Genomic DNA, 25,844 nt, shown 5'->3' with positions numbered 1-25,844 from the left:
GCTAGCGCGCATTATGCAAACTATACTACTGCGCAAATGCACTTAAACTAGAAGAACTAGCGTATTAGTACAAGAAACGCAGAATCAAGCAATTAGTCGCAAGCACCGACGGTGTGAACGTAGATGGAGTCAGTGCGACCAGCCTGGCGTTCACCCTGAGCAGTGCTCAAGATAACAATCTGATCACCATCGGAAACCTTACCGGCTTCGCGAAGAACCTTGTCAGTGAAGATCATCAAATCGTGACGATTCATGTCATGGTAATCTTCATCAATCAAGAAGCCTTCAGTACCCCAGCTCAAAGCCAACCAACGATAAGTGTGCTCATTGTTAGTCAAGCCGTAGATTGGAGCGGTTGGGCGTTCACGAGAAATGCGATGAACTGTGCGACCAGTCTGAGTGTAGGCAACAATAGCCTTAGCATTAAGCTTATCTGCCAAATCAACAGCTGCAGAAGAAACTGCACCGGTGCTAGACATGTCAAGCTCAACAGCAGGAATGCGATCATAGCCGTGCTCAGTAGCATACTGAGAAATACGAGACATAGTCTTAACGGTAACATCTGGATACTTGCCAACAGCAGTTTCGTTAGAAGTCATTGTTGCGTCAGCACCGTCGAGAACAGCGTTAGCACAGTCAGAAGCTTCTGCACGGGTTGGAACTGGAGAGTTAACCATTGTGCCAAGAACTTCAGTAGCAACGATAACTGGCTTTGCATAGCGACGAGAAAGCTCAATGCAGCGCTTGGTGACAAGTGGAACCTCTTCGAGAGGCATTTCCACAGCCATATCACCACGTGCAACCATAATGCCATCGAAGGTCTTAACAATCTCTTCCAAGTTTTCAACAGCCTGTGGCTTTTCAATCTTGGCGACGATTGGAATGCGACGACCTTCTTCGTCCATGATTTCGTGAGCGCGATCAATATCGGTAGCGAAACGCACGAAGGACATAGCAATAATGTCAGCACCAGTGCGAATAGCCCAACGAAGATCAGCCTCATCCTTTTCAGTCAAAGCTGGGAGGGAAACTGCAACGCCTGGGAGGTTAATGCCCTTGTGGCTGGAAACTGGACCAGCAACAATAACCTTAGTGTGAACGTCGTTGCCTTCTACCTTAGTTACCTCAAGGCGAACCTTACCATCATCGATAAGAATTGGGTCGCCTGCGTGGCAATCTCCTGGCAAGCCCTTAAAGGTTGTAGAAGTACGGTGCTCGTCACCTTCAACATCATCAGTAGTGATGATGAACTCCTGACCTTCTTCCAAATAAACCTTATCTTCGCCTTCAGCGTTCTTCTTGAACCATCCGCAGCGAATCTTTGGACCTTGCAAATCAACAAGAGCAGCAACATTGCGGCCAGTGGACTTGGAAGCTGCACGAACGTTGTTGTAAACGCGCAAATGATCTTCAGGAGTGCCGTGAGAACGGTTCAAACGAGCAACATCCATACCGGCTTCAACAAGCTTGGTAATACCTTCCAAGGATTCGGTAGCTGGACCAATAGTATCAACGATTTTGGCTTTACGCATAATGCCTACCTATTTTCTATTTCTGTTTATTTTTTTATGGGCGATTTAATGATAAAACCATAAAACGCCCAATTCCGCTTTCCAGTGTATCAACGTATTGTGACCGCTTATTGTATTTATTCGGCGTTTTGTGAACGCTCACAAAAAATACTCAAGGAATATCTATTTACTACGATTAAACACGACTAGATACGCTCTCTTATTAATCGCGTTTAGCTTGCGATTAGCCGCGATTAGCGCACTATATAGCTAACACTAGCTAGCGCAAATGCCTAGCATGCTTACGATTTATACCAGCCAGACTACTTTGCAACCTGCTTATTCTGCACAAGCTCAGCCTAAAGCAGCCACACACTAAACCTTTTATCAACAAAAGCTGTAGATTTAAAATGTGTTTTTATTTCTTAAATAATTCTGAATGCGTACCAAGCCTGTATAACATCAAAACAAGAATTTCATTTTTAATTTCATAAACTAAAAGCCAATCGGGTTCAATATGACATTCTCTTGTTCCGCTATATTTTCCAGTCAGACCGTGATCACAATATTTAGCTTCTAGTACACCACCGTTAGCTAAAACATCAATTACTTTTAAAAGATTATCCGTATTTTTATTTTGCTTCTTAGCTAATTTAAGGTCTTTTTTGAATTGATTCGTGAATTTTACTTCATATTTCATAAATCAAGAGCCACCTTAAGATCTCCCATATTCCGATAACCCTTTACACTAGGATCAGACGCAATCCGTCTACCTTCCTCAATAGCAGCAATCGTTGTATCATTTGGAACCTCTAATTTAAGAGAAAATGGAATCCCGTTCTCACGAATAGTTGTTCGCAAAAACATGTTAATCGCTGTTGTCATATTGAGCCCGAGTTCTGAAAAAATCTTATCAGCTTGTTCTTTAATTCCCTTATCTGTTCTAATATTTAAATTCGTAGTAGTCATATACGACACCTCCATCTTCTTTTACTATACGCAAACATTCGTTTACATTCAACATATTGTCATTGCATTGTATATAACTTAAACTGACTAAAGTAATCCAATAATCTTTAATTCACATGATTGAATAAATTAAACTCTCTTACTAATTAAGTAGTTTTAAGCCCAAAATTACATCATGTTAGAAAAATCAATAAATATTTTGACATACGCGTCAAATATTTTCACTAGATAAAAGTAATCAATTGCACGAACATTTTTGATTTGCAACGCTCATCAATTTGCAATGCTCATTTATTAGCATCACTTATCAGCCGCATCTATTTGCCGCAACTCTTTCTTTAGATCGCGTATTTCGTCGCGCAATCGCGCTGCAAGCTCGAATTGCAACTGCTCAGCAGCAACATGCATTTGATCGCTCAAATTTTTAATCAGCGACATAATATCGTCTTGCGGCAGCTCAGAAATATTCGCCATACGCTTTTCTTTGCTTTGCCGCCCAAGATTTGGCTCTTTTGGCACTCCATAATGCGAGTTCCCAGCCTTATTAGCATTTCTGTAACCGCCTGCTAGCAAAGTTTGCGTATCAACATCCTCTTTAGCGAGCATGTCGTTAACATCGCTAATCTTCTTTCGCAAAGGCTTAGGATCAATTCCATGAGCTTTGTTATACGCAATTTGCTTTTCACGGCGGCGCTCTGTCTCGCTAATCGCCTTGCTCATAGCATCCGTAACAGTATCCGCATACATAAGAACAGTTCCAGAAACGTTACGAGCAGCACGACCAATCGTCTGAATAAGCGAACGGTAAGATCTTAAGAAACCTTCCTTATCTGCATCCAAAATCGCTACAAGCGAAACTTCCGGCAAATCCAAACCCTCACGAAGCAAATTAATGCCAACAATCACATCAATTTTGCCTTCGCGAAGCTCACGCAAAAGCTCCACTCTGCGCAAAGTATCAACATCAGAATGCAAGTACTCAACTTTAATACCAAGCTCCAAAAAGTAATCAGTTAAGTCTTCCGCCATTTTCTTTGTAAGCGTAGTAACAAGCACGCGCTCATCTTTTGCTACTCGCTCCTTGATTTCCGCAAGCAAATCGTCAACCTGGCCTTCAACAGGGCGAACCTCAATCTTAGGATCAAGCAACCCAGTTGGGCGAATAATTTGCTCAACTACGCCATCTGAAAGCCCCAGCTCATAATCTCCAGGCGTTGCAGAAAGATACACAGTTTGACCAATGTGCTCCAAAAATTCTTTCCACTTTAACGGGCGGTTATCCATTGCAGAAGGAAGCCTAAAACCATGCTCCACAAGCGTTCTTTTGCGCGAAGCATCACCTTCATACATAGCTCCAATTTGCGGCACTGTTACATGCGACTCGTCTAAAACTAGCAAAAAGTCATCTGGGAAAAAGTCAAGCAAAGTATGCGGAGGTGTGCCTGCATCGCGTCCGTCAAAATGCCTAGAATAATTTTCCACTCCTGGGCACACACCAACCTGACGCAGCATCTCCAAATCGTACGTAGTTCGCATTTCCAAACGCTGAGCTTCCAGCAATTTGTTCTGCTTTTTAAGCTGAGCTACTCTCTCGTCGCGCTCTTTTTCAATCGCCTCTAACGCGCGCTCCATGCGCTCTGGTCCTGCAATGTAGTGAGATGCTGGGAAAATATGAACGCTACTCTCCTGGCGAATTACTTCTCCTGTAAGAGGATGCAACATGGTAATTCTGTCGATTTCATCACCGAAGAACTCAATTCGCACAGCTAATTCTTCGTAAACTGGAATAATCTCAACCGTATCTCCGCGCACTCTAAAAGTTCCGCGCGTAAAAGCAATATCGTTGCGCTTGTATTGCATGCTCACAAATTGGCGTAATAAATCATCTCGCTCAAGCTGCTCGCCAACGCTTAACATAAGCATTCGTTCGGCATACTCCTCTGGAGTACCAAGTCCATAAATGCAAGAAACAGTAGCCACAACAACGCAATCCCGTCGAGTAAGCAAATTCGCTGTAGCAGCATGACGAAGCCGCTCAACATCGTCGTTAATATTCGAATCTTTTTCAATATACGTGTCTGTTTGCGGAATGTACGCTTCTGGCTGATAGTAATCGTAATAAGACACAAAATAGCTCACAGCATTATCTGGCATAAGCTCGCGAAATTCCGCGCAAAGCTGAGCTGCCAAAGTTTTATTCGGCTCAATAATAAGTGTCGGTCGTTGCAAACGCTCAATAAGCCAAGCGGTTGTAGCAGTTTTACCAGTTCCAGTAGCACCCATTAAAACAACGTCGTTTTCTCCGTTTTCAATGCGATTCGCTAACTCTTCGATTGCTTGCGGCTGGTCACCCGAAGGCGCATACGGCGCTTTTACTACAAAAGGCTTGTTTGTGCGCTGAATTTTATTCGACATAATCTTTTACTTCCCCAGTTTCGCAATTTCAGCACTTTTATTGTTTATTTCGCGCAACCATGATTTCAACGTATCGTCAACACTGTTAAGCATAGATTCCATTGGTTTAGTGGAATCAACTACAAAATCCGCCATATCTTTTCGAACTTTACTTGGAAGTTGACTATTTATGCGCGCTAAAGCCTGACTCTCAGTCATGTTCCGCTCGCTTATCATTCGCTTAACGCGAATTTCTTGAGGCGCTTCAACAGTAATAATATGATCAAAACTAAATGGAATGCTGTCGATTACTTGCGCAAGAAGTGGAATGTCGTGCACAATAACCGAGCTTACGCTGCTTACCTCATTGCGATTTTCTTTAGCATTGCAATTTTCCTTAGAAATTTTACTAATATACTCGCTTTCTAAAAGCTTTGCGCAATCATAAATAGCAGGATGAATTATAGACTCAATCTTACTTAATGCTTGCTTACGTTCATAGCCATCTCCAAAAATATGCTCTGCAATAAACGCACGATTTAAAGAACCATCATTCTTAACAGCATTTTCCCCAAAAATACCTACTATTTGTTGCAATACTGCGCTTCCCGGTTCCACTACTTTACGCGCTAAAACATCGTAATCAATAACAAACGCACCAAGCAAACGCAAATGGTTTACTACAGTAGATTTTCCGGCTGCAATTCCGCCTGTTACCGCAATCCGCATTATTGTCATATATAAATTATAAGTAATGCCCCAGTAAATAATTACCAGGGCATTGTTATTAAAAGAAAACAAATGGTTAATCTTGTAATTCTGCACCATCAGCATCTTTATGCCACTTAGTCCCAGGCTTTGAGCAAAGAATGCAAATTCCTTCAACACATGACCATATAATCGAAATACCTGCAAGCAAACCAATAGAAAGAACAGAAATCAACAATTGGGCAATAGCCTTGCCTTTAAAACCAAGGTAGAAATTGTGAATCCCTAAACCACCTACAAAAATCGCTAAAAGACCGGCAGCAAGCTTATGTCGAGAACTTACTAAAGTAGCATTATTCGCTGAATTATTCCCATCGTATGAAGGGAACTGAGCATTCTTCTGATTGTTATCAAATGTACTCATAATTTTCACCAATCCTTTTAATAACTTAATTAATGCTTTAACAAAATCATATAATCGTGCTTCTTAAAAGAAAATTTGTTGTACTCACATTTAATTACAGAATATAAATTATAAAATCAGAGTATTTAGAGCACATTGTGATAATCGCAATGAACAAAATGCCCTGATGATTACTCACCAGGGCATTTCGTTCATACGCTTTTAGTAGAAAACTACTTCTTTTCGCTTAAAAGCTGTTCGCGCAAAGCTGCGAGCTGATCAGAATCAGCTAAAGCACCTTCACTAGTTGTTTCAGAAGAATAGTTGGAAGCAACTTCTTCCTTCTTTTCTTCCTTAGCTGGCTTCTTTTCAGCTTCTTCTTGCTGACCGTCAGCAGCAGCAGATTCTGCTGCAGCTGCAAGTTCCTTAGCAGCGAAAGCCTTGTGCTCTTCCCAAAGCTCGTGAGCTGCAGCATACTGAGCTTCCCACTCTTCGCGCTGCTGCTCGTAACCAGCCATCCACTCGTTAGTGTTTGGATCGAAGCCTTCTGGGTACTTGTAGTTGCCTTCAGCATCGTACTCAGCTGGCATACCGTAAAGAGCTGGATCGAAATCTTCAGAATTTGGATCAACAGCCTCATTAGCCTGCTTCAAGGAGAGGGAAATACGACGGCGATCAAGATCAACATCAATAACCTTGACGAATACGTCTTCATTTGCCTTAACAACAGTTTCTGGATTCTCTACATGACGGTTTGCAAGCTCAGAAATGTGAACCAAGCCCTCAATGCCATCTTCAACGGAGATAAACACGCCGAACTGAACGATCTTGGTGACCTTACCCTTAACAACCTGTCCAGGAACATGAGTGCGAGCGAAGCGCTGCCATGGATCTTCCTGAGTTGCCTTAAGGGAAAGGGAAATACGTTCGCGATCGAGATCAACGTCGAGAACCTCAACGGTAACCTTATCGCCAACCTTAACAACCTCAGATGGGTGATCGATATGCTTCCAAGAAAGCTCAGAAACGTGAATGAGACCGTCAACACCGCCGAGATCAACGAATGCACCGAAGTTTACGATAGAAGACACAACGCCTTCACGAATCTGACCCTTCTTAAGCTGCGAGAGGAAGGTCTCACGAACTTCAGACTGAGTTTCCTCGAGGAACTGACGACGAGAAAGCACAACATTGTTGCGGTTCTTATCGAGCTCAAGAATCTTAGCCTTAATCTTCTGACCAATGTATGGAGAAAGATCGCGAACGCGACGCATTTCAACCAAGGATGCTGGTAAGAAGCCACGCAAACCGATATCTACGATCAAGCCGCCCTTAACAGCCTCAATAACGGTACCTTCAACGATGCCGTCTGCATCCTTAATCTTCTCGATGTCACCCCAAGCACGCTCATACTGTGCACGCTTCTTGGAGAGAATAAGACGTCCTTCCTTGTCTTCCTTAGTGACAACAAGGGCTTCAATGGTGTCGCCAACCTCGACAACATCATCTGGATCAACGTCTTTTTTGATGGAAAGTTCACGGGAAGGAATTACACCTTCAGTCTTGTAGCCGATGTCCAGCAATACTTCGTCGTGATCAATCTTTACGACGGTACCTTCAACTAAATCACCATCATCAAAATTCTTGATGGTTGAATCGACTGCCTTGATGAAGTCTTCTTCGGTGCCAATATCATTAATCGCAACCTTGGCGACTTCGTTATTATTCTCTGCCATTAGTTATTAGTGGTTTCTTCTTGGGGTGGATATTACTCGATATTTAATTATGTATTTACGTTACGCATGTATGCCATGCACACGCTTTGTCGATTTTATATACAGGCATAGCCAAAATTTACGTTTTACTTCGGGCGTGTCGCATTTTATTTGCAATTAACTGCTCGCTCAGCCATATCTACAACATTCGCCAGCAACATAGCTCGAGTCATCGGACCTACTCCACCAGGATTCGGAGAATACGCTCCAGCAATTTCGCGACAAGCTGAATCAACATCACCTTTTACGCGGTATCTACCAGCTTCTTCATCAAAAACACGAGATACGCCTACATCAACAAGAACAGCACCAGGTTTAATATCTTCTGGCTTAACAAAACCAGCACAACCCATTGCGGCAATTATTACATCAGAACGACGCATAATCTCCTGCACATTCCGAGTATGTGTATGGCACAACGTAACAGTTGCATCTACTCCCCTGCGGGTTAAAAGAAGACCAATAGTACGTCCAACCGTAATGCCACGACCAAGCACACAAACTTCCTTACCAGAAAGTTCAATACCGTACTCATCAAGCAAAGCTAAAATTCCACGCGGCGTGCACGGCAAAGGTGTTGTAATATTACCGGAAATATGCGTAACAAGTTCACCCAAATTATACGGATGCATTCCATCACAATCTTTTGCAGGATTAATAGAAGAAATAACTTTTTGAACATCAATTCCTTTTGGCAATGGCAGTTGCACAATAAATCCAGTACAAAGAGGGTCATTATTTAATTTCTGTAAAGCAGCAAGAATCTCATCTTCACTAGCATCTTCTGGCAGATCGCAACGAATAGAATTAATCCCCACTTCTTCGCAATCACGATGCTTACCAGCAACATATTTCAACGAACCAGGATCACTACCTACAAGCAACGTACCCAAACCTGGATTAATGCCTTTTTTATGTAAAATAGCAACGCGCGCTGCCAAATCTTTTTTAATTTTACTAGCTAAAGCTTTACCATCTAACACAATAGCCATAAAAAATTTCCTCCCAACTCGCACAATTCGTAAGGATAGGCTATCGTGAAGTATAGAAGATATGGGTCGACTAACAATTTTGCGTGCGCCGACGCACCATTATCACGGGAGGAGTCACAGTGATGCGTACCGTTCTTTGTGCAGTAAAGAAGTTTGGAAAAACTGCCATAACATGCCTTATTGCTTCTGCAGTAATACTTGGATTTGCAGCTTGTGGAAAAACTGAGGAAAAACCAAAAGAAAAACCAAAAGCTGCAACAAATATTTCTGTTGTATCCACTGTTGACACCTGGGGTAGCTTAGCTCAAGAGATCGGTGGCTCTGACGTCAAAGTTGAATCAGTTATGACTGGCTCAGATACAGACATATCGTCGTTTAAACCTAGCTCAAAAGATTTAAAAAATATGCAGAATGCACAAGTATTAGTTACAAATGGTGCAGGCTACGATGATTGGGCAAACAAAGTACACCCAGCTAAAGCTGAAGTGCTTAGTGCAGCAGGTACTGTAGGAGCACTTAACGGAGACAATCCATATCTTTGGTTTTCTCACGATGCTAGGGACGCAATGGCATCTGCCATGGCTGACACCTTCTCCAAAGTTTTGCCATCAAAAAAACAAGCTTTTTCTAAGCGACTAGCACAATGGCAGGAAAAGGAAAAGAAATTAACCACCTACTTAAGTGATTTCTCTAAAGAAAATGGTAATGCAAAGTATGCTTCTACATCTCCTATTCTTTTCTGGCTAATGTCTGATGCCAATTTGAAAGATAGCTCACCTAAAGAATATGCTGACGCACTAAATAACAATAATGAACCAGAACATTCAAGCGTTGAGGAGTTTCAGAAGCTTATTGAAGGTCGCAAAATCGATGTGTTGATTAGCGATAGCCAACAAGGAAACGATGTTCTAAATTTGCTAAACGGAATCGCAGGACGCAGCTATACGTCCACAGTGCGAGTAAGCGAACTTATGCCAAAATACGCAGATCAGCTTGATAAATGGATTATGAAGATTTGTGACGACCTACATAATGCTGTAAAAGCAACAAAGGATATGCGTAAAGACATTGATGACAAAGAGCCTCAAAAAAAGCCAATCACTGAGAAGCCACACATAGCAAAGAATACCGATCCTAAAAATTCTAACCAAGGTCAACAAGATCCAGGTAAGTAAATTTAGGTGAATAATCTATTAACATAAAAAATCCTTGCATTTTATAAATGCAAGGATTTTTTATTATCTGTTTTAAGCAAGAACAAAAGCAAAACATACAATAAATACGTAATAAGCAAATATATAAGCAAAAGCCCTTCTAACTCGCCGATATACCAACGTCTAGAAGGGCTTAAAATAATATGAACAATTAATATCTATTTATTTTGCATAACGCAAATCACTTTTTCTTAGATTTCTTATTACGCTCTTCTAACAGCGCTAAAGTTCGCGATGCAGGCTCTTCTGGAGCTACAGTATGGTGATTTTCATCGCCTTTTTGAGGCTCCTTGTATCCAAGATTCACATCTAAAAGTCGCTCCGCCTCAATCTCATCAATCTTTTCAGACAAAGCAATTTCGGAAATTAAAATACTGCGAGCGCGAGCAAGCATTCGCTTTTCTCCTGCAGACAAACCATGCTCATCAACATCTCGCTGAGATAAATCACGAACTACTTCAGCAATATTGTTAACATCGCCAGTAGCAATCTTCTCTACATTAAGCTTGTAGCGTCTAGACCAATTCATTTCTTTTTCAACTATTGGAGTACGCAAAATCTCAAAAACTTTTGCAACTTCTTGCGCTCCAACAATGTCTCGCACGCCAACTTTTTTAACATTATCGACAGGTACGTTAATTTCTAAACCATCAGATGATAACACTACCAATCGTAAATATTGACGAGTTACACCTTTTACGGTGCGCTCACTAATTTCTTCAACACGAGCCGCACCATGACGAGGATAGACGACCATATCGCCGACTTGATATTCCACAGAACCCTCCGTATGCACAGAAAAACTCATAACAGTTTCCCATAAGGTCACGACTTGAAAAAATTTTCATATTTTTTTCACAATAGCGCGAAACACACGCGACTTACAGCAATAAAGCATGTATGATAGTCAGCATGAGTACAGTTACTAACATCAATGAAGATGCAGTCGCAGTCCCAGTCCGACAGGACGTATTAGCTGCGGTGAGCAATGCAGAATATTACAATCCACATGAGGTTCTCGGAGGTCACCTTGGAACTGGCAAAGGTGCCGACACTGTAACCGTCCGCGTATTGCGCCCTATGGCAAAGAGAGTTGTTATTCTTACTAAGAACGGTGAATACGAAGCTAAACACGAATATAACGGCATCTTTACAGCTGTTATTCCTGCAGTAAAGCACACAAAAACAAAGTCTTGGTCTGTTCCTAGTTATCGCGTTTACACTGTGGAAATAGACGGTTCTGAATCCACAGATGACGATCCTTATCGTTATTTGCCTCAAGTTGGCGAACTTGACATGTACTTATTTGGAGAAGGTCGTCATGAACGTCTTTGGGAAGCATTAGGCGCACATGTCAAAACAATAACAGATTCATGGGGGCTTATATCTCCTGAAACTGGAAAGATGGTAAAGAAAGTTACTGGTACTGCTTTCTCAGTGTGGGCACCAAATGCTCGTGCAGTACGCGTAGTTGGTAACTTTAATTACTGGAATGGTCGTCGCCACGCTATGCGCTCGCTCGGCTCTTCTGGCATTTGGGAACTTTTTATTCCAGGAGTTACAGCGGGCGAAGTATATAAATACGAAATTCTTACGCAATCTGGTAATTGGATTATGAAAGCCGATCCGATGGAGCGCTCTCATGAAGTTCCACCAAACACAGGATCTGTTGTTGTTGATTCTGAGTTTAAGTGGCACGATACCGATTGGATGAATAAGCGCGCAAAAACAGACGCTCACAACGGTCCAATAAGCATTTACGAAGTGCAAGCTAACAGCTGGAATCGCGATCTGGGTAATTATCGCGAACTTGCTGATCATTTAGTTGATTATGTGCAAAGAGAAGGCTTTACTCACGTCGAATTTATGCCGTTGACACAATATCCATTCTCTGGATCTTGGGGATATCAGGTAACAGGTTATTATGCAGTCGATTCTCGCCTTGGCTCCCCTGATGACTTTAAGTACTTGATAGATAAACTCCATAAAGCAGGTATTGGCGTCATTATGGATTGGGTTCCAGCTCACTTCCCTAAGGATGACTTTGCACTCGGTCGTTTTGATGGCACAGCATTATATGAGGATCCTGATCCTATGCGAGGCGAGCATCCTGATTGGGGTACTTACATCTTCAACTTTGGTCGTCATGAAGTTCGTAACTTCTTGGTTGCTAATGCTTGCTTCTGGCTTGATGAATACCATGTTGACGCGTTGCGCGTTGATGCAGTATCCTCAATGCTTTACTTGGATTACAGCCGTGAAGCAGGACAGTGGAGACCAAACATCTACGGCGGACGCGAAAATCTTGAAGCAATTGACTTCATTAAAGAAGCAAACGCAACTGCATACAAGAATAATCCTGGCATCATGATGATTGCTGAGGAATCCACTGCTTACCAAGGCGTAACTGCACCGACCGATATGGGTGGCTTAGGATTCGGCTTGAAGTGGAATATGGGCTGGATGCACGACACTTTGCAATACCTTAAAGAGGAACCAATTAATCGTCGTTGGCATCATAACGAAATTACATTCTCAATGGTTTATGCATACTCTGAGCATTATGTGTTGCCATTAAGCCACGATGAAGTTGTGTACGGTAAGGGTTCGTTACTTGGAAAGATGCCAGGAGACGAATGGCAACAGTTCGCAGGATTGCGAGCATTGCTTGCATACCAGTGGTCTCATCCAGGCAAGAACCTTCTGTTCATGGGTGGAGAAATCGGACAGTCCAGCGAATGGAATTTCAATACTTCGCTTAACTGGAATGAGCTGCAATGGCCGTTCCATCAAGGTGTGCAAAAGCTTGTTGCAGATTTGAATACTCTGTATAAGAGCTCTCGTGCATTCTGGAGTCAAGACTTTACTCCTGATGGTTTCCAGTGGCTTACAAGCGACGATTCCGATCACAATACTTTAAGCTACATGCGTATTGGCGACGACGGAGAAGAAATCGTTGTAGTAGTAAACTTCTCAGGTCAAGCTTGGCAAGACTATCAGGTTGCGTTACCAAAAGGTGGACAGTGGGAAGAGATACTCACAACTGATGATGCAAAGTATTGCGGATCTAATATTCACAACGGCACATTCACTGCTGCTGCTGAAGAGTACCATTCTCGACCATACTCTGCAAGAATCACTGTTCCAGCGTTAGGTGCGGTATTCTTGAAACCAGTACAACACTGAAAGGTCTTTTTAAAATATGCTAAACGCTCCATCAGCTAGCGTAAGTGCTCGTACGATTCTCGTTGTTGAGGATGAGCCAGATCTTGCTACAGCAATTGCACAACGCATTACTGCACAAGGCTGGAGAGCAAGAGTCGCTGCAGATGGAGCGTCTGCTGTTAGAGCTGCTGAACAACTAAAACCCGATCTCATAATTATGGATGTTATGCTTCCTATTATGGATGGGATTGAAGCAACTCGACGAATTATCTCCAAAATGCCTGTTCCTATCCTCATGTTAACAGCACGCGATGCAGAAGCCGATAAAATTGTTGGCTTAAGCGCAGGCGCAGATGATTACATGACTAAACCATTTTCGCCACGTGAGTTAATTGCTCGTTGCGCAGCATTGCTGAGACGCGTAGAACGCGCATCGCAAATAGCAAAGACAATGGAACATGAACGAACAATTAATTTTGGGTCACTTATTATTAGACCTCGTCAAAGACTTGTAACTTTAAACGACAAAGAGGTACATTTTACACCAACTGAGTTTGACTTGCTCGCTACTCTAGCTCGTCATCCTCATACCGTATTTAAGCGTGAAGAGTTACTTGAAGAGGTGTGGGATTGGCCAGATGCCTCTGGAACTCGCACAGTGGACTCGCACATTAAGTCTTTAAGGCATAAAATTGGATCGGAATGGATTCGTACTGTACACGGAATAGGATACGCATTCGAGCCACCTATTAGTGATTACGACAAAGTTCTGCAATCACAAGTTTCATAAATAGTTATAACTTTCATAAATAGTAAATAGTTACAACACTTTAGCTTCGGAAAATTCGTAAATGGTATTAAAAAATAAAATAGATACTGCTAATTCTGAACAATATAAAAATACTAAACAACGTAATTTATTAAATAAAAACTCAAATCCTCAACTTAGAAATAAGTCAAAAACTCGATTTACGAATTCTTCTATAAAGCATAATTATCCAAATAGACCTGTCGGATTTTTTTCATCTCTAAAAATTGAACTTTCGGCAATTATTGTTTTTGCAACAGCAATTGCTTTTGTAATGGCATGGTTTTTACTTAAAACTGGTCTAAATGGCTGGATTGCAATGCCATTAACGCTTATTGTTGCTCTAGGAATTACATACATTTTTTCTAGAGGACTTACAGCACCACTTCGTCAAATGAAAAATGCTGCAGAAGCCATGGCTGACGGCGACTACTCTGTACGAGTTGCTGTAGAAAATCGTCGTGACGAAGTAGGTAAATTAACTCTTGCATTTAATGAAATGGCAGAAGAACTTGAACATGCAGATCAGATGCGTAGAGAGCTTATAGCAAACGTAAGCCACGAATTACGCACTCCTGTTTCTGCTTTACAAGCAATGCTTGAAAATCTTGCAGATGGAGTTGTTGATCCTACTCCATCTAATATGGAAGCTATATTAAACCAAACTCATAGACTTGCTGATCTTATTACTTTCCTTCTTGATTTATCTAGAGTTGAAGCAGGTGCGGAAAGCCTTAATATAACTTCATTTAATTTCACAGACTTTATTGACGAAATTATTGAGCCACTAGAAATAGCTGATTCAGGTCATAATCATAATATTGAAGTTCAAATTAATGATGAGATTGAATTAACAGGAGATCAAGCTCGCCTTTCGCAACTTTTTACTAATATTATTTCCAACGCTCTAAAACATTCAGATGATGGAACTCGTGTCCTTATAAGTGCTCATATTAATCACAACCAAAACTCTGTAATATGTAATGTTGTGAATTTTGGAGAACAAATTCCTCAAGAAGATCGCGCCGATATTTTCAGAAGATTTGTTAAAGGAAATCAGCGAATTGGCACAGAATCAGGAGGAACAGGATTAGGATTGTCAATTGCTCGTTGGGCTGCACAATTGCACCATGGAACTGTAAAAGTAGTAGACGATAAGCGTGGTCCAAACTTTGAGATTACGCTTCCGCTAAACTATAGCAATACAATAGTAAACTAACATTCGTAATCTGCTGTACGATCATCCTTATTGCATACACACGCTAAAGAAAAGCATGCCAAAACAGTAATTCCACTACTCTGTAGAGTTGAAACGCAGCTATTCATAGTTGAGCCAGTAGTTACAATATCATCCAATACAATAGCTTTATACTCGCGTTGATTTTCAGACTTTTGCTTTCTCAATTCTTTGAAATCGATGCTAAACGCTTTAGAAATTCTGTTAGACCTTCCACGAAAACCGGAAGTTTGCACTGATTTCGCAGTAATTCTAGCATTCATACTTACAATATCTAAAACGTATGCCCTAATGCCACTATTACACAATCGTTTAGCAACACAATTTGCAACAGGCAACATATGTTTACGCCCACGATGTCTTGATGAATACTTAGATGACGGAACTGGTATAACAAATATAGGATTTTCACTTATATAACAAGAATGCGAGCGCAAAAATTTAGATATAACTTCTACTACTAAATCGCCAATAAGTTCACCAAATATTTTGTCACATGCAATATCGAAATGATCCTTCCACAATAATATTGAGCGGCGAACAACCGTAGAATACGAACCACACGCGTAGCGATATCCACATACTGTTCTGGTAAATGGTGCACGTTTCCAGCATTGCAACGCTTTCTTGCAGTTGTCACACAATATATAGTCTGGAGTATCACAGCCTGCACATGCGCGAGGCAAAAATAAATTAAATAAAGCAATCGCTACATTCTTCCAAGTAGCAAAACGCCAATTTACAGAATCAACATCCTTGTTTTCACATACACCACAAGGTACAGATGCGTGACATGCTAATCCCCCATGAGATGTCACGCTTCTATACTTCTTTTTGTTTTGGTGGTTTATAACCTTGCGTCTCCCAACCATAATGACAGCATATGCGATCGCTTATTAACTATGCAAATAAAAAATGTTATTGTGGATAAAAGGTATTTTAAAATGAAAAATTAATAAAATTCTATATTTCTAAAATATTAAGTACCTTATTACAAAGCTCTAAGGTATCCGAAGGATTACTTACTTTAACAACTAACGCTCCTGTAAAGGCAGTAGGATAATCGTTTCCTCCAGGATACATACGATCGCCAATAAAAGTAATTTTTTCAATATTAAAATCACAATATTGAGATAGCATTCGCAAAGCTTGAGCTTTATCGTCACCGCGCCTGTATATATCGATGCTAGTATCTCCTCCAGCGCGTACAGCAAAATTAGGTAAAGCTTGAGAAATGCTTTGTGCAAGTTGAGCTTTCAAACAACCGCTAGGATCCCAAGTTTTTTTATATTCAATAGGAGCTAGTTGTCCTAGTGCCGAAAAAGTAATTTGACTACCGCGGTTCTCTATCTGTTCTCCCCACAGCATTGGATCGCCGGGTTCTTTCCAAACGCCCATATTTTTTGCACACTTGTGTATTGCATCAATAACGCATTGCGCTTGCTTAAAATCGATACTATGCTCATAAACACATTGCAATGACATGTCATTATTCACACGATAATAACTAGTTCCATTAGTGGGCATTATGTGAATATTTTTAAGATTAGTGCCAGTAGTTAGCATATCTAAAATTTGCTTCTTAACTAACTCTAAGCAGCCACCTGTTATTACAGCAACAGGAATTATATCAATCAGCTTACTTAATGATTCAGCCATCGATTTAAGCATAGGTTTTTTAGAACATGCCAGTGTGTTATCTAAATCAAAAGCAATAAGAGACGATTCAGCAATGCTCAAGTCAAGATTAAACTCATTCCAATCATGCACTATTGGTTTGAGCATTACAAATCCTCCTGACTTTTAAAACCATATATATAGTATTCTATAGTGTGAGCGTATTTCACACACCGCATATTAATTATTTACATATTATTGCCCTAGCCTTCTCGTAAAGTGGAAGCATGACAGGTCTAATTTGGGAAGAACGTCACTATAGAAATAGGCATGGTAGAGGTCTTAGGGCACCAATATTTGGTACTCGCCTGCCACAATATAGAACCGCTAGCGGAATGTTCGATGCTATGGTAGCGGCTCAAATTAGACGTCTTAACAGTGCTTGGAGAGCATTAACTAAAGACGTTCAATTTGCAGTAGAAGATGTGCCACCTTCACAACCACTGTTATGGGAACAAAACCGCAGAATACTTTCACAAGCGTTTCCAGCTAGCCGTGGTATGCAATCTAGAATTGTATTGTATAGGCTTCCGCTATGCACTCATGTAAGCAGCAGAAGTGAACTTCAATATGCTATCAGAGATGAGCTTGTGCAACGCTTAGCAGAACTATACGGTCGCAGACCAGAAGAAATTGATCCAGATTGGGGTTTGTAAACAATTTTTAAATTAATTAAAATTATTAAGTATTTTAATTAATTTATAGTCGCTTATAGCAATATTTTTATTCGTATTATTGCACAATATGATTGTCAGTTTTAACGTATACCTTCATTTCTTGCGGCTCCAAAGATTGCGCAGAAAGCCAAGAAATACCTGCTATACCAGCCTTATCGATTTCATCTTTATGAATACGGGCAGACAAAGAAACTTTGCTATGCGATTTCGCAATAAACATAACTACATCGTGCGAAATGTCTGAAACAGGAATTCTTAAAGATGCATTCGCAGGAATCGTTACGTTTTTTGTAGCAGCTAATACACCATTTAAATCAAATCCTTGCAAACGCACAGAAGTATCTTTATCGCTTGAAGAAGAAAGGTATAGAGCTGTTTCATTAGCAGAAACAGGTGAAACAATTGCGCCACTACCTTGCACGCTAGATGGTGTAATAAAAGCTACATCTGATTGATTATCTTTGCCATCTTTAGTAATAGACATCATTACTTGAGTAGGAACATCTCCACTTACGCTCAAAGCATTAACATGCTCTGGAACTTTTCCAAGATCGACAACTTGCAAATGGTGTGCTTTTAACGTCAAATTCTTTACTTCTTTAGAACCTGTATCATTCATCCATGAAAGTGTTACATTACCATCTTTATTTGGCCATACATATAACTTAGATTGATCGCCTTCACTAATACCTGAAAGAATATTTGTATTAGATTGAGTGCTTAATTCATGAACAATATCTACACCTTTTACAGATAAGCCACTCATATGAACGACTTTTACAAATGATGCTATAGGTGTCTGTTCGCTTTCAACTTGCACGTATAATCCAGAAGTCTTAGGAGAAGCAGCAGCAAGATCAAAATATGCGTGAGAACGAGCAGGAACAGTAAAAGCACTTCCTGTAGAAAGATTTAACTGATTGTTGCCATGTTCTGCAGACCAAGCTTTAACACGAACAACAGTAGATTTTGAAGCAGCATTAAATGCTTCTAAACGAATAGAAATTCCATCAGCAGATTCTGGAACTAGGAATGTCTGTTTCATAGACGGCATGGAACAGGTAGTTGCAGATAAACCTTTTACGTCACCTTTAGTAGCCCATGAAACCATGGAAGCAGATATTCCAGTGCCAGATCCAACTCGTGACAAATGTCCTTCTAGAACTTGAGCGTCATGATTTACATTATTGTTAACAATAAAAGCTGACGTATCATCATCAGTTGATTTTGAATTCAACGTAATAGATTGATCATTGTTATCTCGTATGTTACGCAAGCTAGAACTATACACATCTCCAAAAGCACCATAACGAGCAGAAGATTGTAAATCGCCTTCTGATTCGTTATATTCGCTATCACCATATTGAGTCAAATCTGGAAGAGACAATCGAATAGGACAAATAGTTTGCAAACGAGTAGAACCAACACTACTTATAACGCCACTAGATGGAGTATTAGGATTATCTACAAAGTGAGGCATTGGTAGGCATAATGCAACAACACATGCAGAAGCAATAAGTATTATTGCACTAAAAATAGCAAGTGAGACAATACTGACTATTTTGTTCTTGCGATTAATATCTACATCTGCATTTACTTCACCATGCTTAGAGCCCTCATGAGGATTTTTATGCCAGTTCATCTAATTCCTCCTCATGCCTGTCATCTGAACGTTCTATCATTGCATGTCTGCCAAATCGAGGCACGGCAACAATACAGTACAGCAGTAATACCATAGAAGAAACAATAATCCAAGGAACTCTCCACGCAAGAGGCCTAGATCGATAATACGGAGATGTAGAAGACAACGACTTAGAATCAGGCACACCATCAAATCTGCAATAAGTTCCTTGCGGTGATGAAACAACCAATTGTGTACCGTCAGAAGCGTTAACGTGTGCAATTAATTGTTCAGTAGCTTCTTTGTTAACATTACTTACAGTTTGCACAGAAGGATGTAACAATTGTTGTATTGACATAGAAGTTTTATGGGAAACCTGCTTATTTTCTGAACTATTAACAATATAAATACCGCCAATTCCAAGTTGCTTTAACGTTGAAATTGCGCCATTATCTGCATGAGATAACAATTGTGCTGAGGCGCGATATATTGCTTTATTACTTGATGAATCACCAAACATTACTTGTCTAACACGAAGTGCTGGAGATTCGTCTATTGCATCTCCCTTAGATGTTCGCATAATAGAGATTGACAAATCATGGCTACTTTGAGCTCTTAAAGCAAGTATTCGCCGAGTATCGTCTTTTCGCAAATAATCAGAAACAACCATAGGGAGCTCATTGTTATTTGCGCAAATAGATGTAGCAGGTCCGCTCAATACAGCAAAAAGACCCAAAAGAACCGCCATAGTCAACATGCCACTTGCAAGAACAGCGCGTGCTACGCGAATTATGTGCTGCAACAATTGTGCCGCAGAACGACGCATTGCAGCACGTCTACTTGCACGAGTTTTATAGTTATCAAAAATTTGGGACTCAGATTCCTTCGAAGTACGTAGTGGCTCAAAGCGTCGAACAGCTTGACCGGCAACCATGCACATACAAGATAAAATGCCGACAGTAGATAATGCGACTCCAGGCAAAACGCTTGCAGCAACAGGTCCCGAAATATCGGATGCAACTACAACACGAGCAGCAATAAGAGATAACAGCATTCCGGAAATAATCACAACCCACATCATTCGAGAAACTCGCAAAGCAAAAGGCAAAGTTAATGACGTAACAGCCATAACAACAGCTAGAATTGCAAAAATTACCATTATTATTGTTCTTAAGCTCATCAATGGCATATTAATTTCAACATTAGGAGAAGCCATATTAAAAGCGTGCAACAAAACATCAGCGTAATCGCTTACGCGTGGAGCACCTTGCACACTTCTCAATGGCAAAGCCATACTAGAGAACAATTGACGCCACATTCCAGATCCGCCATATCTAATAGCACTTCCTATTGTAGGAAGCAGAACAATTATCGATGGTATAGGCATAAGCGCAAACATAATACGATGAGAGCGCACCATAATAAACGCTGCAATAAAAATAACAATAAGAGGCAAAACAAGCTGCGGTTCTGCAGCTACTGGAACCATAAAGCATAATGCTGCGCATGCTGCACATTGAGTGGATTTAACAGGACGCACAGGATCTTCTGTTACGTACATTCCAACAGCATGGAACGCAAAAGCAAATGCTGCAGGCAAAAATGCCATAGTCATTAACATTGGCAAATCACCGCGTGCAAACAAACCAAAAGCAATAGCAATCATAGTCCAGCAAATACCAGCGCATACACGTACAGTATCCGAGCGCGTAAATACGCCAGCAAGAGCCCAAAAACTTAAACACATAGCTGGAGCAGCTAAGAAGAACATTAATGTGACAGCCAATAACGGGTTAGCGCCAACCACAGTTGATGCGATTGCCCAAATACTTAGCCATGGTGCTGGAGGAATTGCAGGTCCAAAACCATCATCAGGAACCCATGCACCAATAGCAGAATTCCATAGTTGATTGAAATCTGCACCCGTTGGTAACCATTGCTGCGCATTCCAAGAAGCGCCACTTAAAATTTCACGCCATGGAGAGCCATATAAATTCAATATGACTGCAAAAAGAAGAAGAGACGCAAGAATAACAGCACTCCACCTACGCAACACTCGAATATGCAAATGCCGCTTCGCTAGAGGACTTAACAGCACGAAATGCTGTTGAGCTTGGAAAGCAGAACTACGATCACGCCAACGTGCAACTTGATGACGATCTGCGATAAGAGGAACAAGTCGCTTTAATGGAACACGAGTATTCCTTGCAATCCTTCTGCGAGCAAAAACTGCTCTAGGTAATTGCATGATAGCAAGCCATGGCAAAAGCAGACGGATCCACGCTATATAAGGATGTTTAGCAAACAGCGAATGCAAAGCGCCAACGAAACAAGCAGGCAAACTAAGAATCCATATAAGAGGCCACAAAAAAATACTAATATCAGTGTATTTGTAACGCTGCTTAGCTACGAGAGAAGCTGCTACACCATATTTAGATCCTGAATTATTATGATTTCTAGCATCACCGTTACGAGTACGGATACCTTCTAACCTTGCACGCCTGTGTGCGATACGAGCTGAAGGAACTACAACAACACGACCTCCAGATAGACATACTCTACGACAAAAATCTCTTGATTCGCCAAAAGTTGTCATCCATGGTTGCGTACCGCGTAAAGTTTGCCATGCAGTTAATGTGACTAAAGCACCTGCTAGCGATACTGCATACACATCTCCACGCCCATCATACTGTTCTTGATCTGGCTCGCCGTCAACAGTAAGAGTATGAACATCGTGACGCCAAGCATACATTCCAACGTTGTGCAAGATATTTCCTTGCCAATCAACTTGTTTAGCTCCCAATACTGATGCAGTCGGAGTATTGCGCCAAGTTTCACGCAAATATTCTAAGCAATGGAAGTCTGCAGGACGAGAATCATCATGCAAAAGCCATAATGCAGAAACTCCTGCACAAGGCAAAATCTTGCGCAAAGATTTTTCTATTGCATCTCCAAAAGAATGAGCATAAGAAATGGGAATAATAATTATGCGTACAGATTTATTTTCACTATTGTTTACGCGAGCATTATTTACGCGATTAGTATTTGGTCTATATTTTGAATCGCTATCAATTGTATTATTGGAATCGATATTATTAGCATTCTGCAATAATGATTTTCTAGTATTAATTGCTCCCGCAAGCATAGATGAATTAATTTTTATTTGTAAATTCGTTTGCATAGTCTGCTTTACTCGACTAGCACAATCGACTATTACCAAAGTTCCAGGAAGAATTGATTGACTTAGTACTGCATGTAACGTATCAGCATAAAAACGAGTATCTCGCTCCACACACATCATTGCCATAATGGACGAATCCACATCATGAGGATGCGCATCTTTCGCAGATGACAGCACCTGTAAAACTTCGTCTTCAAATGTAAGATTATGAGCGGTTATCGAATCCATACTTACCAGTTTACGCAGGGGGTATGTATCCACCAAAACACAAGTCGTAATTCTAAATAAATTTATACATATTTTATTAATATTTTTGTTCATATTAACCAGTGCATTCCATATAAATTTAATTAGAATATTTGCTTAAACTTATTAAAATTTTCATTAAAAGATCAAATAATATTCAACACAACCAGGTGTCATAAATCTCATTGCCATGTACTATAATGGCGCGTTATATGTGTCCATTGAATATTGATTTATTCGATGGCAAAAGAAATGATATTGCCACAACCTAAAAGGTTCCTCATTATTGAGAAAGAAGGTACGATGACAACTTCACGGTATCATGAAGGCATGCGGTACCAACCAGGCGAAGATTGGAATTCAACTCCTCATCATAGTCTTGGTTATAGAATGATTAACCGCACGCGCAAGATACTGTGTATGCTTGTTATTTCAGTACTTACATTCTTTTCAACAATCATAGCTGCAGTGTGGTTAGATTTTTCTTCTGCTGTAAGTAACAGAGTTGTAAACGTCATATCTAAAGATCCAGAAGCTAATCAGACACTTGATATTAACGCAGGCAAACCAGTAACTTTTCTTGTTTTAGGTCAAGATTCTCGAGATGGGAACAATCAAAGCTTCACACACGACGGTGAAACTGGTGATCATCAGTCAGATACTACTATGGTAGTTCAAATTAGCGCAGATAGATCATACATGAATATCGTTTCTATTCCACGAGATTCTATGGTAAACGCACCAGCATGCGACACTACAAAAGGACATATTCCTGCAAGAAAACATGTGATGTTTAATTCAATTTTCGCCTTAGGATATGCACAAGGCGGAGATTTAGCCTCAGCAGCATCATGCTCGTTAAAAGCTGTTAATTCACTTACTGGTTTAAATATCCATCATTTTATAGTCGCTGATTTCAGTGGATTAAGCAATATGATTGATGCAGTTGGTGGAGTATCCGTATGCATCCCAACAGCAACTCGCGATGCCTATACGGGTGTAAATTTCAAACAAGGAATGCAGCATCTTAATGGTCGACTTGCTACTCAATACGCTAGAATGCGCCACGATACAGCAAGCGATGGCTCTGACATAATGCGAACAACAAGACAGCAATACTTGATTAAACAGCTTTTACATCAAGCACTGTCTAAAAACTTATTTACTCAGACAAGTGAGCTTTACCAGCTTGCAAAAGCATCGTTGGGAGCATTAAATATAAGTGAAGGCTTGGCCAATCCTACCACTTTGGTCGGTTTGGCATTAAGCATGCGTAAATTAGATTCTTCACATATTTATGCTCGTACTACTCCTGTTATTCCAGATCCTTATGATCCAAATCGTGTTGTATGGTCTGACGAAGCAGACAATATTTGGGATTTAATGCGTGAAAATAAACCGCTATCGCTAAATCATAAAACTAACGGCACTAACAAAAAGAATGCCAATAATTCGCCTAATGATACGAACGATCAAGACAATGAAGATACGGATGACAATAGCAATATAAGCGAAAACGACAAACTTAATAAAACTACAAATCCAAAGAAGATGGGACATGTTGATCCAAAAACAGGATTAATAAAAAATTCTCAAGGACAACTTATTGATCCAAATACTGGAGGAATTGTAAATCCTGAAAATGGAACTATTCACGATCCACAAACAGGACAATACGTTGGCTTTGCAGACAAGTATGCAAACAATGTACTTTGCGCTGTGCCTAGAAAAAAGTAAACAATTAAGCAAGATGTAATCTATGAATATTAATGTACGAGCATAAAATTTATATATTATATATTCATAGTCATTGAAGATACATGCTTATTTTGGAGGATGAATGAATTCGAGATTGTATGAGGACCCTTCTGAAGATAATATAAACCCACCTATCTTCACTCCTTCTCATAATAACGATTCATCTAACTCAAACGTGCCTCCTAGTTTCACTCCAAAACGCGTAAAAAGAGGCAAAATAGAGTCTAATGCGCTTCCATCACAAGCGCCGTCTTTTGCGCCTACAACTCAAAGAACAAGAATCTTAAAAAGTCCAGAACAATGTTCTTCTAGACCTGTTTCTTACACATCGCAATTGCAACCAAGACCAGCACCGCGCACAAGTTCTATTTCACAAATGCGTATTCCAACAACTATAAATAAAGCAGTTGGAAGTGCAGCAAAAATACTACCGCACAAACCGCACAGAATTTTACATGCATTTATTGCATTTTTTGTTGTTCTGGCAGTAGGTGTAACTGGTTTTGGGGTATATTCGTGGAACTGGGTTGACTCAAGAATTAACCGCACTACTTGGCTTACTAATACTCCTAGCACTCAAGGCAAAGCATGGCTTATTCTTGGTTCTGATCAAAGAGAAGGCGAAGAAGCTAAAGAGATAACAGGATTTAGAACAGATACTATTCTTGTATTGACAAAGCCGAGCAATGGTCACAGCTCTCTAATTTCTATTCCTCGAGATTCTCTTGTTTCTTTAAATGGCGAACAAGTAAAAATTAATAGCGTTGCGCAAGCAGCTGGAAATAAAGCATTAACAGCAGCAATAGAAAAAATTACAGGTCATCGCATTGACCATGTTGCAGAAATACGTTTTGGCGGTCTTACTAATGTTGTTAACGCTATAGACGGCATTGATTTATGCTACAACCGTACCGTAAGCGATAAGTTTAGTGGGTTAAATTGGACTTCTGGATGCCATCACGTTGATGGGAATACAGCGTTAGCATTTTCGCGAATGCGATACGCAGATCCAGAATCTGATTTTGGACGAGCTGCACGTCAACGAATGGTTATTGCAGCTATTATGAAAAAAGCTTTAGATCACAATACATTATTGAATTTTGGAAAAGTAAAAAAGCTTGCTGAAACGGGACTTGCTTCAGTTATTTTTGACGAGAAAACCAATCCAGGAACATTATGGGAAATGGCTCAAGCATTCAAAGAAGCAACTGGACCGTCAGGCATATCTGGAACAGTATATTGGACGAATCCTGACTATCAAGTTCCAGGAGTTGGTTCATCTGTGCTTCTCGATGATGCTAAAAACTTAGATTTATTCAACCAACTTGCATCAGGCACTCATAAACCTGGATCAGTTGGAACTCTTGCTGAGCAACAATAATTTCGAAGTATTGTTGTATAAACAACACTTCAATTAGATACCATAACTTAGAAAGCACTAAACTCGTATCTTTTAACCACAATCTTGCATAAGTATTGCACAAAAATCAAAAATATTGTCTCATACA

20 protein-coding genes are annotated in these 25,844 nt (G+C 40.4%); 7 read left to right on the top strand and 13 right to left on the bottom strand.

Features of this window, described 5'->3' with window-relative positions; all coding sequences use genetic code 11:
* Positions 1-92: 92 nt before the first annotated feature.
* The 8 genes from pyk to HXT47_RS03330 all read right to left on the bottom strand — a co-directional run bounded on the left by pyk (position 93) and on the right by HXT47_RS03330 (position 8,752).
* Complete coding sequence (pyk, locus tag HXT47_RS03365; RefSeq protein WP_004107046.1) at positions 93-1,532, bottom strand: pyruvate kinase; 1,440 nt, start codon at positions 1,530-1,532, stop codon at positions 93-95.
* 397 nt (positions 1,533-1,929) lie between these two features.
* Positions 1,930-2,211, bottom strand: a complete 282-nt coding sequence (locus tag HXT47_RS03360) for a type II toxin-antitoxin system YafQ family toxin (RefSeq protein ID WP_004107050.1) — start codon at positions 2,209-2,211, stop codon at positions 1,930-1,932.
* Positions 2,208-2,480, bottom strand: coding sequence for a type II toxin-antitoxin system RelB/DinJ family antitoxin (locus HXT47_RS03355; protein ID WP_004107052.1), 273 nt, complete (start codon positions 2,478-2,480; stop codon positions 2,208-2,210). The genes HXT47_RS03360 and HXT47_RS03355 overlap by 4 nt, the downstream gene beginning before the upstream one ends.
* A gap of 300 nt (positions 2,481-2,780) precedes the next feature.
* Positions 2,781-4,895, bottom strand: a complete 2,115-nt coding sequence (uvrB, locus tag HXT47_RS03350) for an excinuclease ABC subunit UvrB (protein ID WP_421789370.1) — start codon at positions 4,893-4,895, stop codon at positions 2,781-2,783.
* Between the two features lie 6 nt (positions 4,896-4,901).
* Positions 4,902-5,612: a dephospho-CoA kinase gene (gene coaE / locus HXT47_RS03345; RefSeq protein ID WP_032835422.1), complete on the bottom strand. Its 711-nt coding sequence runs from the start codon at positions 5,610-5,612 to the stop codon at positions 4,902-4,904.
* Between the two features lie 67 nt (positions 5,613-5,679).
* The gene (locus HXT47_RS03340; protein ID WP_004119289.1) at positions 5,680-6,006 is read right to left on the bottom strand and encodes a TM2 domain-containing protein; all 327 of its coding nucleotides are present in this window, start codon (positions 6,004-6,006) and stop codon (positions 5,680-5,682) included.
* A 212-nt stretch (positions 6,007-6,218) separates the two neighbouring features.
* Complete coding sequence (gene rpsA / locus HXT47_RS03335; RefSeq protein ID WP_004107061.1) at positions 6,219-7,721, bottom strand: 30S ribosomal protein S1; 1,503 nt, start codon at positions 7,719-7,721, stop codon at positions 6,219-6,221.
* 146 nt (positions 7,722-7,867) lie between these two features.
* Positions 7,868-8,752 carry a bifunctional methylenetetrahydrofolate dehydrogenase/methenyltetrahydrofolate cyclohydrolase gene (locus HXT47_RS03330; RefSeq protein ID WP_174191543.1) on the bottom strand — a complete coding sequence of 295 codons (885 nt, stop codon included), beginning with the start codon at positions 8,750-8,752 and terminating at the stop codon, positions 7,868-7,870.
* Between the two features lie 122 nt (positions 8,753-8,874).
* Between HXT47_RS03330 and HXT47_RS03325 the strand changes: the two genes are divergently transcribed.
* Positions 8,875-9,927, top strand: coding sequence for a metal ABC transporter solute-binding protein, Zn/Mn family (locus HXT47_RS03325; protein WP_116442672.1), 1,053 nt, complete (start codon positions 8,875-8,877; stop codon positions 9,925-9,927).
* A 220-nt stretch (positions 9,928-10,147) separates the two neighbouring features.
* Here HXT47_RS03325 and HXT47_RS03320 read toward each other — a convergent pair whose 3' ends face one another.
* Positions 10,148-10,744 (bottom strand): CarD family transcriptional regulator, encoded by a 597-nt coding sequence (locus HXT47_RS03320; protein WP_180946758.1) that lies wholly within the window; start codon positions 10,742-10,744, stop codon positions 10,148-10,150.
* A 134-nt stretch (positions 10,745-10,878) separates the two neighbouring features.
* On the opposite strand from HXT47_RS03320, the gene glgB reads away from it, so the two are divergent.
* The 3 genes from glgB to HXT47_RS03305 all read left to right on the top strand — a co-directional run bounded on the left by glgB (position 10,879) and on the right by HXT47_RS03305 (position 15,158).
* Positions 10,879-13,152 (top strand): 1,4-alpha-glucan branching protein GlgB, encoded by a 2,274-nt coding sequence (gene glgB, locus HXT47_RS03315; protein WP_410295040.1) that lies wholly within the window; start codon positions 10,879-10,881, stop codon positions 13,150-13,152.
* A gap of 16 nt (positions 13,153-13,168) precedes the next feature.
* Positions 13,169-13,921, top strand: coding sequence for a response regulator transcription factor (locus HXT47_RS03310; RefSeq protein WP_116442670.1), 753 nt, complete (start codon positions 13,169-13,171; stop codon positions 13,919-13,921).
* A 61-nt stretch (positions 13,922-13,982) separates the two neighbouring features.
* A complete protein-coding gene (locus HXT47_RS03305; RefSeq protein ID WP_004107079.1) occupies positions 13,983-15,158 on the top strand; it encodes a sensor histidine kinase in 1,176 nt (391 codons plus the stop codon).
* Here HXT47_RS03305 and HXT47_RS03300 read toward each other — a convergent pair.
* A complete protein-coding gene (locus tag HXT47_RS03300) occupies positions 15,155-16,048 on the bottom strand; it encodes a ComF family protein (protein WP_101885990.1) in 894 nt (297 codons plus the stop codon). The two genes, HXT47_RS03305 and HXT47_RS03300, sit on opposite strands and share 4 nt — an antisense overlap.
* A gap of 91 nt (positions 16,049-16,139) precedes the next feature.
* Positions 16,140-16,961 carry an HAD-IIB family hydrolase gene (locus HXT47_RS03295; RefSeq protein ID WP_004119866.1) on the bottom strand — a complete coding sequence of 274 codons (822 nt, stop codon included), beginning with the start codon at positions 16,959-16,961 and terminating at the stop codon, positions 16,140-16,142.
* 119 nt (positions 16,962-17,080) lie between these two features.
* On the opposite strand from HXT47_RS03295, the gene HXT47_RS03290 reads away from it, so the two are divergent.
* Positions 17,081-17,509: a metallopeptidase family protein gene (locus HXT47_RS03290; RefSeq protein ID WP_004119868.1), complete on the top strand. Its 429-nt coding sequence runs from the start codon at positions 17,081-17,083 to the stop codon at positions 17,507-17,509.
* 76 nt (positions 17,510-17,585) lie between these two features.
* Here HXT47_RS03290 and HXT47_RS03285 read toward each other — a convergent pair whose 3' ends face one another.
* Positions 17,586-19,172, bottom strand: a complete 1,587-nt coding sequence (locus tag HXT47_RS03285) for a DUF5719 family protein (RefSeq protein WP_421789367.1) — start codon at positions 19,170-19,172, stop codon at positions 17,586-17,588.
* Positions 19,159-22,560, bottom strand: coding sequence for a glycosyltransferase family 2 protein (locus tag HXT47_RS03280; protein ID WP_101885989.1), 3,402 nt, complete (start codon positions 22,558-22,560; stop codon positions 19,159-19,161). The genes HXT47_RS03285 and HXT47_RS03280 overlap by 14 nt, the downstream gene beginning before the upstream one ends.
* Positions 22,561-22,881: 321 nt before the next feature.
* Between HXT47_RS03280 and HXT47_RS03275 the strand changes: the two genes are divergently transcribed.
* Complete coding sequence (locus HXT47_RS03275; RefSeq protein ID WP_421789396.1) at positions 22,882-24,315, top strand: LCP family protein; 1,434 nt, start codon at positions 22,882-22,884, stop codon at positions 24,313-24,315.
* 103 nt (positions 24,316-24,418) lie between these two features.
* A complete protein-coding gene (locus HXT47_RS03270; protein WP_032842522.1) occupies positions 24,419-25,717 on the top strand; it encodes an LCP family protein in 1,299 nt (432 codons plus the stop codon).
* Positions 25,718-25,844 lie beyond the last annotated feature (127 nt).

It is taken from the genome of Gardnerella sp. DNF01205 (genome assembly GCF_049244135.1).
GTDB lineage: Bacteria > Actinomycetota > Actinomycetes > Actinomycetales > Bifidobacteriaceae > Bifidobacterium > Bifidobacterium leopoldii.
Note: the sequence above shows the minus strand (reverse complement) of the source record. Positions and strands in the feature narration are given on the sequence as shown.

Coding starts and splice junctions, on each gene's coding strand:
- pyk (WP_004107046.1), bottom strand. CDS start 1,532: ATGCGTAAAGCCAAAATCGTTGATACTATTGGTCCAGCTACCGAATCC.
- HXT47_RS03360 (WP_004107050.1), bottom strand. CDS start 2,211: ATGAAATATGAAGTAAAATTCACGAATCAATTCAAAAAAGACCTTAAA.
- HXT47_RS03355 (WP_004107052.1), bottom strand. CDS start 2,480: ATGACTACTACGAATTTAAATATTAGAACAGATAAGGGAATTAAAGAA.
- uvrB (WP_421789370.1), bottom strand. CDS start 4,895: ATGTCGAATAAAATTCAGCGCACAAACAAGCCTTTTGTAGTAAAAGCG.
- coaE (WP_032835422.1), bottom strand. CDS start 5,612: ATGACAATAATGCGGATTGCGGTAACAGGCGGAATTGCAGCCGGAAAA.
- HXT47_RS03340 (WP_004119289.1), bottom strand. CDS start 6,006: ATGAGTACATTTGATAACAATCAGAAGAATGCTCAGTTCCCTTCATAC.
- rpsA (WP_004107061.1), bottom strand. CDS start 7,721: ATGGCAGAGAATAATAACGAAGTCGCCAAGGTTGCGATTAATGATATT.
- HXT47_RS03330 (WP_174191543.1), bottom strand. CDS start 8,752: ATGGCTATTGTGTTAGATGGTAAAGCTTTAGCTAGTAAAATTAAAAAA.
- HXT47_RS03325 (WP_116442672.1), top strand. CDS start 8,875: ATGCGTACCGTTCTTTGTGCAGTAAAGAAGTTTGGAAAAACTGCCATA.
- glgB (WP_410295040.1), top strand. CDS start 10,879: ATGAGTACAGTTACTAACATCAATGAAGATGCAGTCGCAGTCCCAGTC.
- HXT47_RS03310 (WP_116442670.1), top strand. CDS start 13,169: ATGCTAAACGCTCCATCAGCTAGCGTAAGTGCTCGTACGATTCTCGTT.
- HXT47_RS03305 (WP_004107079.1), top strand. CDS start 13,983: ATGGTATTAAAAAATAAAATAGATACTGCTAATTCTGAACAATATAAA.
- HXT47_RS03300 (WP_101885990.1), bottom strand. CDS start 16,048: ATGGTTGGGAGACGCAAGGTTATAAACCACCAAAACAAAAAGAAGTAT.
- HXT47_RS03295 (WP_004119866.1), bottom strand. CDS start 16,961: ATGCTCAAACCAATAGTGCATGATTGGAATGAGTTTAATCTTGACTTG.
- HXT47_RS03290 (WP_004119868.1), top strand. CDS start 17,081: ATGACAGGTCTAATTTGGGAAGAACGTCACTATAGAAATAGGCATGGT.
- HXT47_RS03285 (WP_421789367.1), bottom strand. CDS start 19,172: ATGAACTGGCATAAAAATCCTCATGAGGGCTCTAAGCATGGTGAAGTA.
- HXT47_RS03280 (WP_101885989.1), bottom strand. CDS start 22,560: ATGGATTCGATAACCGCTCATAATCTTACATTTGAAGACGAAGTTTTA.
- HXT47_RS03275 (WP_421789396.1), top strand. CDS start 22,882: ATGACAACTTCACGGTATCATGAAGGCATGCGGTACCAACCAGGCGAA.
- HXT47_RS03270 (WP_032842522.1), top strand. CDS start 24,419: ATGAATTCGAGATTGTATGAGGACCCTTCTGAAGATAATATAAACCCA.